Below are 16,696 nucleotides of genomic sequence, written 5' to 3'. Positions count from 1 at the left end.
AAAACTGAAGTAATGAAAAATATAATCAAAAGTAGATTTATACCGGTGCTTACCGCTGTAACTGTACTTAGCGTATCATGCTCTAAGCTTGATCCAAAACTGGAAGCACCTAATTCCATTGCTCCTAATACGGGCAGTGGTGCGCCAACGCCGCCATCTATTGCTGCGGTGTATGAGCAACTCAACCAATTAACCGGTGGCCAGGGTAACTGGTTCGGTTTACAGGAACACTCTACCGACGAAATCATGGGCCCAACACGTGGTACCGACTGGGATGACTTCGGTACATGGCGCCGTCTGCACCTCCATACCTGGGGTCCTGATCATAACCAGATCAACGATACCTGGAATGGTTTGAATGGTGCATTGTTCCAGACAACACTGATTGCTGAAACAGCAACCGGTTTAACCAAAGCAGAAGGTCAGTTCCTGCGTGCTTTCTTCCGCTTCCTGGTATGTGATATTTATGGTCAGGTACAAACCCGTCCTGCAACAGCAGCAGCGAATGTAGTACCTACTGTTATGACAAGATCAGAAGCGATCGATGCGATCATCACAGAACTGGAAGCAGCGGTACCATCACTGCCTACATTTACACCAGCTCTCCGTGGTCAGGTAACCAAAGAAGCAGCTTATGCTTTACTGGCTAAAGCCTACCTGAACAAAGCCGTTTATAAACAAGCACCTACTTCACCAGCCGGCCCATACAGTTTTGCGGCTGCTGATATGAATAAAGTGATTGAATATTGTAACCTGGTTGCAGCTAATGCGAGCTTCTCACTTGATCCTAACTATTGGGATAATTTCAAGTGGGATAATGGTACAGCATCAACTGAAAACATCTTCGTACGTAAACCAGGTGGTGATGCGAGAGCGGGTAACGGTGCTAACCTCGTATGGCAAACCTGCCAGAGCTGGCACTATAACCAGCGTCCATCAAGCTGGAATGGTTTCGTAACCCTGTCTCAGTTCTACGATAGCTTTGAAGATGTTGACGTTCGTAAGTCAACACCATTGGCTGGTTATACAAACCGTGTAGGTTCTAATGCCGGTTTCATCGTAGGTCAGGCACGTGGTCCTGTTAAGGCCAATAACCCTAAAGAACCAGGTGCTATCGGAGACCCGATCGGTAACCTTTACGACAGAAGTGGTAACCCACTGGTCTTTACCCGTAACGCTTCTATCTTCTTCAATGGTGAAGCAAGCGGTATCCGTGTAAACAAGTTCCCTCTCGATCCTTCTACGATCAATGATGGTGGATGGAGCAGTTCCAATGAGTTTCCTTTCTTACGTTTCTCTGATGTTCGTCTCATGAAAGCAGAAGCTTTGTTAAGAGGTGGAACTACAGGTGCGAATGGTGAAACTCCATTAACAATCGTAAACAGTATTCGTACCATAAGAGGAGCTTCAGCTCTGACAGCCGTAACACTTCCTGTATTACTGGCTGAAAGAGGTCGTGAACTTTACCTCGAAGGTCACAGAAGAACAGATATGATCCGTTTCGGTGCCTTCAACGCTCCTGTTGAAGAAAGACCTAACGCATCTGATGCTTATAAAGTGGTATATCCTATACCAACTACAGCATTGGCATCAAACCCTAACCTGAAGCAGAATTTCGGTTATTAATAGATGTGATTGAATAGTAGTAAGAGCCGGTCAGTTTTCTGACCGGCTCTTTTTTTCCCTCCCTTTCTACCCTTCTCCCTGCAAAAAAAATTCGATTATTCGGACTTCATTATTGGTAAGCATTCTTTTTCAGGGAGAAGGAGAGAAAGGAAGATGTGGGATACGAAGAACAGAGTTGCTTTTTATATGAACTTGAATGGACTAACACCCACTATTTGTATTATTTTAGCATATGACGCTGACGAAAAGAATAGGGTTGCTCATGGCCTGTGTATCGGGTATGATAGCCTGTACCAATACCAAAGAAAAAACAGTATTCTCTCTGGTAACCAATACCAACATCAATTTTACCAATACACTCACTGAATCGGAATCTTTCAATGTATTCAAGTATAGAAATTTTTATAACGGTGGTGGTGTAGCAACCGGTGATCTGAACAATGACGGACTGCCTGAAATATTTTTTACCGCCAACCAAAGCAGTAATAAACTATACCTTAATAAAGGAGGCTTACAATTTGAAGATATTACTGCGAAAGCGGGTATCGTTTATAATAATGAATGGAGTACAGGTGTTGTTTTTGTAGATATCAATGCCGATGGATGGCTGGATATTTATGTTTGTAATGCGGGCAATATGCTCAATAAGTCGCTTCGTAAAAACAAACTTTATATCAATAATAAAAATCTCACATTCACCGAGAAAGCCGCTGAATACGGATTGGATAATGATGGTTACTCTACGCATGCATCCTTCTTTGATTATGACCTGGACGGTGATCTGGATTGTTTTCTGGTAAATAACAGCCCCATACCTGTTAACTCTCTCAACTACGCCAATATGCGCAGCATACCTGATGCGGAAGCACCTTATGCTGAGTTCCTGAAAGGTGGTGGGGATCATTTATACAGAAATGATAATGGAAAATATACAGATGTAACCAAAGAAGCGGGTATCTATGGAAGTATCATCAGCTTTGGGTTAGGTGTAACTGTTGGTGATATTAACCTCGATGGCTATCCGGATGTATATGTGTCTAATGATTTCTTTGAGAAAGATTACCTGTACATCAATCAGCGCAATGGCACTTTTAAAGATGAAATCGAAGATCGTACCCAACATATCAGTTTCTCTTCTATGGGAGCAGACCTGCAGGATATTAATAACGATGGTAAGCCTGATATCTTCACTACAGATATGCTGCCGGGAGACGACTATCGATTAAAAACCAATACTTCTTTTGAAGGTTACGATACCTATAAACTAAAACAGAACCAGGGTTTCTATAACCAGTTTACCCAGAATGCATTACAGGTAAACAATGGCGATGGTAAGTTTCTGGAAACCGGTTTTTACAGCGGTGTTGCTGCCAGCGACTGGAGTTGGGGTGCTTTGATGTTTGATGCCAATAATGATGGTCTTTCCGATATCATCGTATGTAATGGTATTTTCCGCGATGTAACCGATCAGGATTTTATAGACTTCTTTGCCAACGATGTAGTGAACCAGATGGTATTAAAAGGAAAGAAAGAAGAAGTGAATACGATCATCGATAAAATGCCTTCTGTTCCGATACCCAATAAAGCTTTTCAGAATATGGGTAATCTGCGTTTTAGTGATGCAGGAAAAGCCTGGGGCCTCGATAAACCTACTTTCTCAAACGGTGCATCTTATGCTGATCTGGATAATGATGGTGACCTGGATCTGATCATCAATAATGTAAACCAGGAAGCCCTGGTATACAGAAACAATAGTCGTGATGATTCAGCATCCAGCTACCTGGCTGTTCAGTTGCAATATGAAAAACAAAATCCATTTGCAGTAGGTAGTACTATTAGAGTGTATGCAAAAGATCAGGTAATTACGCGAGAGTTGATTCCGAGTAAAGGGTTCCAGTCATCTGTAGAATACAAACAAACCATTGGATTGGGTAAATATCAGCCCGATTCTGTTCAGGTGCTCTGGCCCAATAAAAAAATCACTACTATTCTGAAGCCCGCCATCAATCAGGTACTGAAAGTGCAGTATGATAGCAGTAAAACACGGATCAATTTATTCCAACATGAGTTGCCGCAAACAACATTGGTTACGCAGGTAACTATGCCATTTGATACACATAAAGAAGATGAGCATGTAGATTTTTATGTAGAGCGTAATATTCCTTTTATGCTTTCAAAGCAGGGGCCTAAAACGGCAGTGGCAGATGTAAATGGTGATGGACAGGAGGATATCTTTATTGGTGGTGCAGTAGGCCAGCCATCACAACTGTATCTGCAAACCGCCAGTGGTTTTACAAAAAAGAATATACCCGATTTTGGAAAATTTACTTTCAATGATGTAACAGCAGCCACTTTTTTTGATGCCGATCAGGATGGTGATATGGATCTTTTTATCGGTGGTGGTGGCAATTTTGCACCGGCATCTTCTGAAAAGTACCAGCACCAGCTGTACCTGAATGATGGTAAGGCCAACTTCACCTTACAGCCTGGTAAATTTCCGCTCAGTCATACGAATACAGCAGTGGCCCTTCCCTTAGATTATGATGGTGATGGAAAGATGGATCTTTTTATCGGCAGCAGAAGTGAGCCGCAGAATTACGGGATTGCCCCCAAAAGCTTCCTTTTTCATAATGAGGGTGCGGCGGTCTTTACCGATGTTACAGAGAAAGCAGCCCCTTTTTTACAAACAGCAGGTATGCTAACAGCTGCGGTTTGGACAGACCTGAATGGAGATAACCAGAAAGAACTACTCCTGGTAGGTGAGTGGATGTCGCCTAAAGTATATGCCTGTAAAAACGGAAAATTCACTGAACAAAAAACCGGACTGGAAAATGAAATGGGTTGGTGGCAGTCTGTAAGCGTAGGTGACCTGAACGGAGACGGTTATCCTGATCTGGTATTGGGCAATCTGGGACAGAATTTTTATATGAAACCTGATGCCAATAATCCGGTGAAAGTATGGATCAAGGATTTTGACCAGAATGGTACCATTGATAAAATTTTCAGTCACACACTTAACGGTAAAGAAGTACCCGTATTTCTGAAGAAAGATATTACGGAACAGATACCCTCATTGAAAAAATCGAATCTCAAACATGCTGACTATGCCGACAAAAGCATTCAGCAGGTATTTAAAGACGGCTTGAAAGATGCCACTGTTCTTACCGTAAACAATGCAGCGAACTGTGTAGCGTATAATGATGGTAAGGGAAATTTCAAACTGGAGCAACTGTCTTTCATGACACAGCTATCTTCCGTGCAGGCTTCCGTGATTACTGATGTAGACCAGGATGGCAGGAATGATATTGTATTGGCGGGAAATTTCTTTGATCTTCTGCCTCAGTTCTGTAGCGTAGATGCTTCATACGGACAGATTTTACTGAATCAGGGTAATCGGCAATTTTCACTGGTGCCTTCTTTGAATGCAGGCCTTTCTGTGAAAGGACAGGTAAGAGATATTGCACAGGTAAAACAAAAGAATACAAAGGGATTGCTGTTTCTCAGAAACAATGATGTGCCGCTTTATTATCGTATCAATGCAGGTACGAATCAAAAAAATGACAACAGGTAAAAGAAATCATGGAAAAGAAATCATTGTATAGCATTGTGGGCCTGTTGATATTTTTACTGGCAGGATGTTCGCAAAAGAAAACATTATCGGTATTTACACCACTGAATCATGAAGCAACAGGCCTTCACTTCAGTAATACATTACAACCCACACCGGAATTTAATCTTTTTTCCTACATGTATTTCTATAATGGAGCCGGTGTAGGTGCAGGTGATTTTAATAATGACGGTCTTGTTGATCTTTTTTTTGCAGCCAATCAACAGAATAATGCCTTATACCTGAATGCAGGAAACATGAAGTTTACCGATGTTACCAAAGAAGCCCATATACCTGCTGACGGTGCATGGAGCACGGGTGTATCGGTAGTGGATATTAATAACGATGGTCTGTTGGATATTTATGTCTGCAGGGTAGGTAAATACAAAACGCTGAAAGGAAAGAATCAGTTATTGGTTTGTACGGGTATTGGAGCCAATAAGATTCCGGTCTACGAAGACAGAGCCGCTGAATATGGCCTGGATTTTTCAGGCTTCAGTACACAGGCCGCTTTTCTGGATTATGATGGTGATGGAGACCTGGATATGTTTTTACTGAACCATTCTGTAAACCATGATGGTAATTATGCACCCAGAGATCTTTTTATCAATACCTACGACTCACTGGCGGGTCAGCGTTTATACAGAAACGACCAGCAGCAGGGAGCAGATGGGAAACAAAAAACAGTATTTACCAATGTTACCCAAAAAGCTGGTATCAATGGTAGTAAAATAGGGTATGGACTGGGTGTAACCGTAGCAGATATTAACCTGGATGGGTGGCCGGATATTTATGTGGGAAATGATTTCCATGAAAATGATTACCTCTATATCAACCAGCAGAACGGAACTTTTGCAGAAAAGGGAGCCGAACAGTTAATGCATACCAGTCAGTTCAGTATGGGAGTAGATGTTGCCGATATCAATAACGATGCCTATCCTGAAATTATTTCTATGGACATGTTGCCATACGATCCTTATATGCTGAAGCGCTCAATGGCAGAAGATGATTATAATATCTACCAGCAGAAATTACAATATGGCTATACCCATCAGTATGCGAGAAATAATCTTCAGTACAACAGAAAAAATGGGCATTTTAGTGAAATAGGTCAGTATGCAGGTATTCATGCTACCGACTGGAGCTGGGCTTCTTTATGGATGGATTTTGATAATGACGGATTAAAAGATCTCTTTGTATCGAATGGTATTCCCAAACGCATGAATGATATCGATTACATCAATTATGTATCGGGTGGGGAACTGCAGGAGAAATTAAAAAACAATACCCTTCAGGATAAAGACATAGCACTCATCAACAAGTTTCCGGAAATTAAAATTCCCAATCAGTTTTACCGTAACAAAGGGAATTTGTCGTTTGATAATCTTACTGATAGTATTGATAATAACCTGCCTACTTTTTCAAATGGTTCTGTATATGCCGATTTAGATAATGATGGCGATCTCGATCTGGTGGTCAACAATATTAACGATCCGGTACTGGTGTATGAAAACAAAACCAATACAAAGAAGGAGCAGAAGGATTTCGCAAAGCTGATATTAAAAGGCGATAGTACTAATACAATGGCCATTGGCACCAAATTACTGGTCTACGGTGAAGGGCAGGTATATAGTTATGAAAATTTTCCGGTACATGGTTTTTTATCCAGTATGCAGCTGCCATTGCAGGCCGGACTCAAAAATATAACCGTAGACTCTGCGTTGCTGATATGGCCCGACAGAACTTATCAGTCGGTACAGTTGACGAAAGGTAGTGTTGGAGAAATAGCGTATAAAAAAGGATTGCCTGCATTTAATTTCAACAGGTTGAATCAGCAGCTAACGTCTCCGCAAACAGTGCTACAGGATATAACAGCATCAACTGGTATCAACTATCGTCACGAAGAAAACCTGTTCAATGAATTTGACAGAGAGCCATTGATTCCGCATATGATTTCAACAGAGGGGCCTGCACTGGCTGTGGCAGATATTAACCACGATGGTTTGGAAGATGTATTTGTGGGTTCTTCGAAAGGGTATAGAAATGCCTTGTATATCCAAAATAAAAATGGAACTTTTATTCGTTCAGTGCAACCTGCTATGGATAAGGATTCCATGTGGGAAAATGTAGATGCTATCTGGGTTGATGTGAACAATGATCAGGCCATGGACCTCGTGATTGCCAGTGGTGGTAATGAATACTATGGAGAAGATGAGCACCTGCAACCCCTTCTATACATGAATGATGGCAGAGGTAATCTGCGTAAAAAAGATTTTGCTTTTCCGCCGGGTATGAATACACAGAGTAAAGTAATTGCCCATGATATCAATGGCGACGGTAATATTGATTTATTCTTTGCCGGTCGATCGGTTACCTATGCTTATGGAATGCCCGCGCGTTCTTATTTATTCCTCAACGATGGATATGGTAATTTCAAAGATGTTACAACTGAATTTGCCAGTTCATTGATACAGCCGGGAGGTTTTATCAGTTCAGCACAATGGGTTGACCTGAATAAAGACGGACAAAAAGATCTGTTGCTATCTTATGTATGGGGTGGTATAGAGGCATTGGTAAAACAGGGTAATCAATATGTACAGCAAACGATTACAGCCAAAAAAGGATGGTGGCAAACAGTGTATGCGGATGATATAGATGGCGATGGTGATGTTGACCTTATAGCTGGTAATTTCGGAGCCAACAGTCGGGTAAAAGCATCAGAAAAATATCCTGTAAGGATGTACATGAACGATTTTGATGATAACTCGAGAGTGGAGCAGATTATGACTTATTATGTAAATGGTACAGAAATGCCATTGTCAAGTAAACTGCAGTTGGAAAAATCGATTCCGCTCCTGAAGAAAAAATATTTATATGCTGCTGATTTTGCAAAAGCAGAGCTTAAACAATTGTTTGCACCGCAGAAATTTGAAAAAGCCTATCAGTTAGAAGCCAATTGTTTTGATCATCTCTTATTACTGAATGAGGGTAATATGAAGTTTACGGCATCGGCACTTCCATATGAAACACAGTTTAGCCAGTTAAGATCTGTGGTGAAAATTGATAACGGCACGCAACCGCAATGGCTAACTATGGGAAACTTCTTCGCCAATAATGTTGAAATCGGCAGACAGGATGCAGATTTTGGAAACCTGTTATCGTATGAAAAAGGGAAGGGGTTGAAAATATCCTCATCTGCAATACCACCCATCACCGGGCAGGTACGCAATGCAAAACCTATTATGATCAATAATAAGAAAGCGTATGTCCTCGCCCGGAATAATGCAACTGTTATTGTTCTGGGTAAAAACTAATATATACCCTGTGTAAACGCTGCGTCCTCATGTTCTCTGCGGTTGCATTACTAACGTCATCCTGGCGAAGGAAGGAACCGCAGAGAGCTATTGAAATACAGGATAATTAATAGTGGTAACCCATTGGGTGCTGTCTGTGGTTAAACGGTTGCTGATTAATCTTTCGAAGGCAATGGCTGGTGAAACCTTTCTATAGTCGCTTACATAAAACTGAACTGCCTGTCTGCATTTTTCAATGATAGCAGGTCCGCCGGTAACTTTCGCCACCACCAGATTACCCAGCATCATTTGTTTTAGCATAAACCTGCCTTTGCCGGGCAGGTCTCTATCGGTAGCCACTGCTACCATTGCAGTATAAGCTTTGTCGCTTTCTTTTACAATATTTAAAATCGGATCGTTCATCACCTTTGCGTTTTCGCCGGCGATATAATTTTTTACTTCATCAATCAGCCTATACAGCTCCTCATTCGTAGGTGCATGGTCATAGTTCTGCTGTGCAGAGATATAGGATGAGTTGGGTACTTTACCTAACTGAATGTCGAAGCCATATATTTTTTGGATATCTGAAAAATTTGTTTTGAGTGACTGAAGCAGACTTTCCCATTTTTTCAGACTACTACCAACAGTCATGTATTGAAATACTTTCAGGAAGGGATTAGACGAAAGAGAAATGGTAGTAGTAAGCGTGAGTGCTGTTTCTGCATTATAAGTAGCAGCCGACTGAAAATCAAGAAATACCCAATTGCTGCCATCTTTTACGGTTGCTTTAAAGCCATTCAGTAGCAGCAGGTTAATGGTGATGTCTTTTTCCTGATAAGAAACGGTACTATCATTCACCACTTTACCCGGCCACCAGTTCTGCCACTGGTTTTTATTTACGATGGCCCTTGAAATGCCATCAAAGGGTATGGTAGCGTTCAGGGTTTGGGTAACTGTTTTTTCTTTTGGGAGGAAAAAACCTGTTGTAAAAACAGCTATTATAATGACCAAAACAATCAACAAAAAACGCTTCATAATCCCGACTATATTTTATTATCCAAATGTAAGCATACAATACTATACAATCACTCATTCCTTCTCTGCGTAAACTCCGTTATCTCTTATTCTCTGCGGTTCCTTCCTCCGTCAGGATGATTTCAGTAATCCCACCGCAGAGAACAGAGAACGCAGCGTTTACGCAGGGGTTATTCAGGTAAAAAAATTTTATTGTAGTAGCTACCGATTTCCTGCCCCTGCTTTTGTCCATTCATAACTGCTGAACGGTAATGAATACCTCCATACATCCTACTCATGCTTACTTCATCGGAAGCAGCCCCCAGTGAAGAAAAGCTTCTTTCCAGACCCAGGTATTTCACTTCAGTGGTATCATGGAAAGCGGTGTTGTTACCAAAAACCTCAGATAAGACTGTGGCTGCGGCAGCTGATATTACACTATGACCGCTGGTATATTCAGGAAAAGGAGGTGTTTGTAACAGTGGGTTCCACTCCGAAGAAATATACTCTCTGATAACTGTAACCGGTCTTACTGTTTTGCTGGTATATTTTTCTTCCCAGGTAGCAATAAAGCCATCAAAAATAGCAGCAGCAGTTAATGCATAAGCTTTTGCGATTTCGAACTCGTTTTTATTGGATTGCCTTCCCAGAATACCTGTAATGCCCATCCAGTGGCCTACAGGGGTTGTTTTTTTATTGGCATAAGTAAGGTGCCCTTTATGTTCAGATACAAAAGGATTATCGTCCCAGAAACGGGCTATCATTTTTTGTTCATCGGTTAATGAGGTACTCATTTCATATACTTCCATCACTTCTTTATAGTATGGGCTTCCTTTTGTCATGTTAAATACCGGAGGCCTTATGGGTTTAAACTGCGATGCAGAATCCATGAGCAGGGGCTTCAGGTACCGCCAGTTGGGTTCTACGGCTTCTTCATAATCGGGAGGCGTTTGCTGCCAGATACCGGTTTCTTTCAATACGCTGAATTTGGGCATACCGCGGGTAAGTTTGTAACCATCTTTACCAGCTCTTTCTAAAACAACAGAAGCCACTTTCTCACCCCAGGCAATACTGTTGTTAAATACATCTTCATCTATGTCTGCAAAATCGGCTAGTATATTATCCCTGCTTTTTCTGATACTGTCTTTCGAAAAAACAAGTGCTTCCGCAACCTTCATAAATGCCACGGTAGCAGATAGCCTGAAGTCGTACTTTTTGTTTTTATCGGGTGTTCCCGGTGTGGCGAAATCTTTTAAAACCGGGAGCAGGCTGGTACATTTTTTACTGGAAGGACATAGCGCCTCATAATAAGCAAGGTTGCTATAGGCATACATCCTGCTGGCTACAGGAGGGTTAATGATATCGTATACAACTACTTCAGTTAATGCCTGCACACATTGGTGTTGTAATTCAGCTCCTTTCGGAATATTGTTTTTCTTTTTTTCATTACATGCTATAAGGGTTATAAAAATGCATATAACCGTAAACCATTTTTTATACTGCTTCATAAGGCTCAGGGTTGGAGGGTTCTGGTTTTCTGATTACCGGCAAAAAAATCAACAGATACAATGGATGGATTCAGTGAAACAAACCGCGACGACTGAGAAAGAAATCCCTGCCCGAAAGGAAACTCTTCTTTTCGTTTACTGCCATTTTTCAGGGAAACCATTGCATGTGTTTCGGCTGCTTGTAATGTTACTACCCTTTCATGAACCTGATTTGCCTGAAAGAGTTTCAGCATGTCTCTGTTTTGTCCTGCCGCGATAGCAGGTTTATTTTGTATCACCATTTCAACAAGGGCTCTTCCATTGGCAGGTGTATAGAAGCCAGATTGGATGATGGATAAAGGCTGAAATCCTTTTTTGCCATTGTTCAATAGAACCAATCCGTTGAAGGCATCTGTACGACCGAGATAAGCAGCCATTGAAAATTCATTACCGGTTAATACCAGGTCCATAAAGCCATTGCCATCTATATCTCTTGCTGTAATACCATATATGGGTGCCATCTGTGCAATGGGTGGTAGTGCATGTAATGCAAAATTCAGTTTCCCCTTGTTTTCTATCCAGCTATTCTGGAGGTGATTCACTTTTAATTGCGTAACATCCTGTAATATACCGGGTGGAAATAACTGGCTCATGTCTGTTTTTGCATAGGATGTATAGTTGGGAAAACGTTCTTTCATAATACTCATTTCACGCAGTAGTACATCACGACCTGCAATAGGAAATTCTTTTTTCTCGCCTCTTATGGTGGCGGGATACCAATGTGTAAATAAGGCATCGAAACTTCCATTGTTATCAAAGTCTTTTGCATAGGCGTTTAAGGGATGTTTTTCAGAAGCCTGTAAAAAACTATTGGTCCCATAATTTCCTGCTACATAATCCATATCTCCATCATTATCCATATCAACAGAAACAATGCTGTTCCACCATCCATGAAAACTATCAAGTGCGGTTTTGGTTCTGGTGAAACCGGCTCCATTATTCTTCATTACTACAATACTGCCCCAGTCGGTGGTAACCAGTAAGTCTGTTTTACCATCTGCATCTGCATCCGACCAAACGGCTGCCGTAACCATGCCTATGTTTTGTAAATCAGGTGAAATTTTTGCAGTAACATCTGTAAAAAGAATCTTATCTTTTTTTGAATCATTCCTGTAAATAAAACTGCTGGTAGGCATGGGGTATCTGCCAGGAATTACCCTTCCGCCGATAAACAGATCGAGATCTCCATCCTGATCGTAGTCGTTGGCAACCACACAACTTTTGGTAAACCTGTTATTGGTAAACTCGGCAGTTAGTTCCGAGAAATTACCCTTACCATCATTGATGTAAAGATGATCTGTATATGCTTTTTCCTGCGGACGGTTCTCGGCTCCACCGGAAACAATAAACAAATCCAGATCGCCGTCTGCGTCTGCATCCAGTAAACTCAAACCCGCATCATCCTGTAACTGTGGTTCTTTATAACCCGGTAAATATTTTCGGTTAAAACGTCCATTGGCGGCCTGCATAAAAACAGAAGCATGAAAAGGGGATCCGCCACCAACAACAAGATCATCAAGTCCATCACCATTTACATCACCTGCAGCCAGCGAAGGGCCATATTGTGTAAGCTTATGTAAGAGTAAACGCTGGATATCAAAATCAATAAAATCTACCTCAGAAAAACCATAATTGATGCCAGCTTTTGAACTGATATCGGTGAATAAAGAAGATATGGTATAACCCGTTGTGTCAGTTGGTGAGCTTGCTTTATCTGCAGAAAAAATAAGCGTCTGGTTGCTACTGATATTTTTTTTGGTTTCTGTTTTGCCATCGGGCCATACCACACGTACTGAATCGATCAATGTTTGTTTGCCTACGCCAAAATGAATGGTCTGTTCAACTGTTGAAAGATAACCTCTGTAGGGTGAATGTTCCATTACCTGTTGCCCTTCTTTTGTAAACACATATACCCATGCACCCATACCCGATTTGTTTTGCGATGTGCCATTCAGGACTATCCGTATATAATGTGCAGCTTCTTTTTGTTGTTGTGCTGTATTCTCCAATAAAGTTGCAGCCATATTGGTATTGTTAATGACCAGATCAAGATCACCGTCTCTGTCAAGATCTGCATAAGCCATACCTGCAGAAAAAGTAGGAAAATCAATGCCCCATTCCTGGGTACGATCTGTAAAGTGTAGGTCGCCATTGTTTTCAAATACATAGTTGCTGATTTTTACTTCAGGCAATTGTTTCAATACGGTTTCCAGTGAAGAATTGGCAACAGCATTGTCGCGGTAAGCCATAAAGTCTTTATCAGACATGTCTTTGGGTAAGCCATTGCTCACAAACAAATCTCTCCATCCATCATTGTTCACGTCCAATAAAAGCGGTGCCCAGCTCCAATCGGTATTGGCTACGCCACTGAAATAAGCGATCTCGCTGAAAGCATTTTTTTGTATAGAGTCATATCCTGCCGGTAAAGCACCCTGATTCAGTTGTAAAGTATTGCGTGGATACTGGTACATATAACCATACCTGTCGCTGTTCTGAAATGTCTGGTAACTGATATCAGAATGCATCATCTTCTGCCTGTAATTATCGGCAGGCATCATATCAGTTTCTATAATATCGGCCAGTCCGTCGTTGTTAATATCGGCAATATCATTACCCATGGCATTTCTGCTGGTATGTTTAAAGTAACTGGCACAACGATCGGTAAATGTGCCGTTACGGTTGTTGATATAGAGTATATTGTTGGAGAGATAATCATTGCTTATATAAATATCTTTCCAGCCATCACGGTTAATATCAGCTATACTTACACCAAGCCCATGTCCTTCAATAAGAATACCGGCTTTTTTTGATACATCCTTATACACAGGATGTTGTAATGCAGAATCAAAATTATTTTCGAGTAGTTTATCGGTATTGGGCCAGCTGCCATCTTTTCTGATAGGACGGAATTCATTTGGATAAGTACCATCGAGGTCATTGAGTAAAAGGTATACATCAAGATCACCATCATTATCATAATCAAAGAAAGCAGCCATATGCGTGTTCGAAACATCGGCCAATCCATATTCAGCAGCCATTTCTTTAAATATGGGTATGCCGTTTGTTTTGTTAATGCCCTGGTTTACGTACAGTAAATTCTTTTTTGCATTGCTGTCGGCAAGAACGGCAGTACATACATAAATATCTGGTAAGCCATCGTTATTGATGTCTACAATACTGGCGCCTTTGCTCCATTTACCATTGCCGTTTACACCTGCTTTTTCTGTGACATCTTCAAATTGCAAATTGCCTTTGTTCAGAAAAAGTTTGTTGGGGGTTTGGTTGCCCGTGAAATAAATATCGGGCAGGCTGTCGTTGTTAAAGTCACCAATACCTACACCACCACCATTATAAATGTATTCGTAGTTTAATACATTGAGGTTTTCGTTCTCAGTAATTTGGTTGGTAAATAGTAAGCCGGATTTGTTGGGGTCTACTTCATGAAAAAGTACAGACTTATGGCCGCATGCATATAACATCATGCAGCCAAGCATGGCAAGAAAAATGTGCTTCATACAGGGTTTTAGAATAAATTTGAGTTACCTCAAGTATTTCTAAAGTACAAATTATGAAACGATTGTGCCAGCTTTGCCAGCTATTTTTTTTATTAAGTATCGGATGGGTTCAAGCCCAGGACCCCTGGAAGCTAACCGTACCTGCTGTTAGTTCCTCCAACTACTATGGTGTTACGGTGGCAAATGGTATGATTGGTATTGTTTCTTCCCCCGAACCATTTAAAGTAAAGGAAGTGGTATTGGCGGGAGCCTACGATCAGTATGGTCGTGGAAGGGTAAGTAATTTCCTTCGCAGTTTCAATCTGCTGAATATGCAACTGGGTATTGATGGCAGAAACATCAGCGGTGCCGATGTAAAAAATATAAAGCAGGAACTGGATATGCAAAAAGCCTCTTTTACCTGCTCTTTCGATTATGGCGATAAAGCTACCGTAACCTATACCTACTATTCCTTGCGCCACCTGCCTTTTACGGTGCTGATGGATGTAACGGTTACAGCCAAAAAAGATATACTGGTAAATGCAGCCAGTGTAATGGAAGCACCCGATGCGCTGAAAGATGTGCAGAACTATTACAATGAAATAGACCGTCCGCATGTAACCATCAGCCTGCTTACCTCCTCAGCCAAAAGCCCTACAGGTAAATTATTGATGTGTGCCTCGAATACTTTTTTGTTTTCCGAGCACCATGGTGAAGAGCCCCGTGTGATTCATGAAATGTGGGATAATAATATGCACCTCATGAAATTCAATAAAACGGTAAAGGCAGGCACCAGTTATCGTTTTTCTATTGCGGGTTCTTCTATCACCAGTGCCCATCATGATGATCCTTTGAATGAAGCAGAACGCATGACCATATTTGCCAAACTGGAAGGAAGGGAAAGGCTGATGTCTTTTCATACCAAAGCATGGAGTGAGTTATGGAAGAGTGATATTCAGATAGAAGGTGATGCACAGGCTCAGCAGGATGTACATAGTATGATGTATCATCTCTATTCTTTCGTTAGAGAGGGCACTGATTATAGTCCATCGCCAATGGGCCTTAGCGGTCTGGGTTATAATGGCCATGTATTCTGGGACACAGAACTGTGGATGTATCCGGCTTTACTGGTATTACAGCCCGGCATGGCAAAAAGTATGGTAGAGTATCGTTATAACCGTTTGGCTGCTGCTAAGAAAAATGCATTCAGTCATGGTTATAAAGGCGCTATGTTTCCATGGGAGAGTGCAGCAACGGGGGTAGAAGAAACACCGGTATGGGCACTGAGCGGTCCGTTTGAGCACCATATTACGGCTTGCGTGGGTATTGCGGCCTGGAACTATTATTGTGTAACACAGGATAAAGAATGGTTGAAAGAAAGAGGATGGCCCATACTAAAAGAAACAGCCGATTTCTGGGCCAGCAGGGTAGAAAGAAATGGCCCGGGTAAATATGATATTAAGAATGTGGTAGCTGCCGATGAGTGGGCGGAGAATGTAGACAACAATGCCTGGACGAATGCCGCTGCCAAAGCTGTATTAAATTATGCAACCGAAGCCGCTGCACTGGTAGGAGCCAAAGCCGATGCCGACTGGCTGCATGTTGCGCAAAATATTCCCATCCTGAAAATGGAGAATGGGGTAACCCGCGAACACGCTACTTATAACGGAGAAGGTATTAAACAGGGTGATGTAAACCTGTTGGCATATCCATTGAAAGAAGTGAGTGATCCCAAACAGGTACTGAAAGACCTGGAGTATTATGAAACCCGTGTACCCAATGAGGGAACGCCTGCCATGACCCATGCTATTTTTACGCTTCTATATGCAAGACTGGGCAATGCCGATAAGGCCCTCAAATTCTTCAAAGAATCTTATGAGCCTAACCTCAACCCTCCATTCCGGGTTATTGCTGAAACCAAGGGTGGCACCAACCCGTATTTTGCTACCGGTGCAGGTGGTATTTTACAGAGTGTGCTGATGGGTTTTGGAGGTATAGACATCACACCAAAAGGCATTACACAGATTAAATCGGTACTGCCCAGACACTGGAAAAAACTAACACTTACAGGTATCGGACCCGATAAAAAAACCTTGGTAGTTCAATAAAAACAAT

General features: G+C 41.6%; 7 protein-coding genes. 4 read left to right on the top strand and 3 right to left on the bottom strand.

The features are described 5' to 3' along the window. The first annotated feature begins 12 nt into the window (after positions 1–12). The 3 genes from BC659_RS04385 to BC659_RS04375 all read left to right on the top strand — a co-directional run bounded on the left by BC659_RS04385 (position 13) and on the right by BC659_RS04375 (position 8,547). The gene (locus BC659_RS04385) at positions 13–1,626 is read left to right on the top strand and encodes a RagB/SusD family nutrient uptake outer membrane protein (protein ID WP_133473451.1); all 1,614 of its coding nucleotides are present in this window, start codon (positions 13–15) and stop codon (positions 1,624–1,626) included. 232 nt (positions 1,627–1,858) lie between these two features. Beyond that, a complete protein-coding gene (locus tag BC659_RS04380) occupies positions 1,859–5,197 on the top strand; it encodes a VCBS repeat-containing protein (RefSeq protein ID WP_246027077.1) in 3,339 nt (1,112 codons plus the stop codon). Between the two features lie 8 nt (positions 5,198–5,205). Beyond that, the gene (locus tag BC659_RS04375) at positions 5,206–8,547 is read left to right on the top strand and encodes a VCBS repeat-containing protein (protein ID WP_133473450.1); all 3,342 of its coding nucleotides are present in this window, start codon (positions 5,206–5,208) and stop codon (positions 8,545–8,547) included. An 87-nt stretch (positions 8,548–8,634) separates the two neighbouring features. On the opposite strand, the gene BC659_RS04370 is transcribed toward BC659_RS04375, so the two are convergent. From BC659_RS04370 to BC659_RS04360, 3 genes are all read right to left on the bottom strand, one after another. Further along, positions 8,635–9,561, bottom strand: a complete 927-nt coding sequence (locus BC659_RS04370; RefSeq protein ID WP_133473449.1) for a hypothetical protein — start codon at positions 9,559–9,561, stop codon at positions 8,635–8,637. A gap of 170 nt (positions 9,562–9,731) precedes the next feature. Then, positions 9,732–11,048, bottom strand: coding sequence for a vanadium-dependent haloperoxidase (locus BC659_RS04365; protein ID WP_133473448.1), 1,317 nt, complete (start codon positions 11,046–11,048; stop codon positions 9,732–9,734). Between the two features lie 5 nt (positions 11,049–11,053). Next, positions 11,054–14,602: a CRTAC1 family protein gene (locus BC659_RS04360; protein WP_133473447.1), complete on the bottom strand. Its 3,549-nt coding sequence runs from the start codon at positions 14,600–14,602 to the stop codon at positions 11,054–11,056. A gap of 53 nt (positions 14,603–14,655) precedes the next feature. On the opposite strand from BC659_RS04360, the gene BC659_RS04355 reads away from it, so the two are divergent. After that, on the top strand, positions 14,656–16,689 hold the full coding sequence (locus tag BC659_RS04355; protein WP_133473446.1) for a kojibiose hydrolase: 2,034 nt from the start codon (positions 14,656–14,658) through the stop codon (positions 16,687–16,689). Positions 16,690–16,696 lie beyond the last annotated feature (7 nt).

This window comes from Sediminibacterium goheungense, assembly GCF_004361915.1.
GTDB classification, from domain to species: Bacteria; Bacteroidota; Bacteroidia; order Chitinophagales; family Chitinophagaceae; genus Sediminibacterium; species Sediminibacterium goheungense.
The sequence above is the reverse complement of the archived record's forward strand: the minus strand, read 5'-3'. Positions and strand labels throughout refer to the sequence as shown.

Bases quoted from the DNA above. Each gene is read 5' to 3' on its own strand.
- BC659_RS04360 (WP_133473447.1), bottom strand. From the start codon at position 14,602: ATGAAGCACATTTTTCTTGCCATGCTTGGCTGCATGATGTTATATGCA.
- BC659_RS04385 (WP_133473451.1), top strand. From the start codon at position 13: ATGAAAAATATAATCAAAAGTAGATTTATACCGGTGCTTACCGCTGTA.
- BC659_RS04355 (WP_133473446.1), top strand. From the start codon at position 14,656: ATGAAACGATTGTGCCAGCTTTGCCAGCTATTTTTTTTATTAAGTATC.
- BC659_RS04375 (WP_133473450.1), top strand. From the start codon at position 5,206: ATGGAAAAGAAATCATTGTATAGCATTGTGGGCCTGTTGATATTTTTA.
- BC659_RS04380 (WP_246027077.1), top strand. From the start codon at position 1,859: ATGACGCTGACGAAAAGAATAGGGTTGCTCATGGCCTGTGTATCGGGT.
- BC659_RS04370 (WP_133473449.1), bottom strand. From the start codon at position 9,561: ATGAAGCGTTTTTTGTTGATTGTTTTGGTCATTATAATAGCTGTTTTT.
- BC659_RS04365 (WP_133473448.1), bottom strand. From the start codon at position 11,048: ATGAAGCAGTATAAAAAATGGTTTACGGTTATATGCATTTTTATAACC.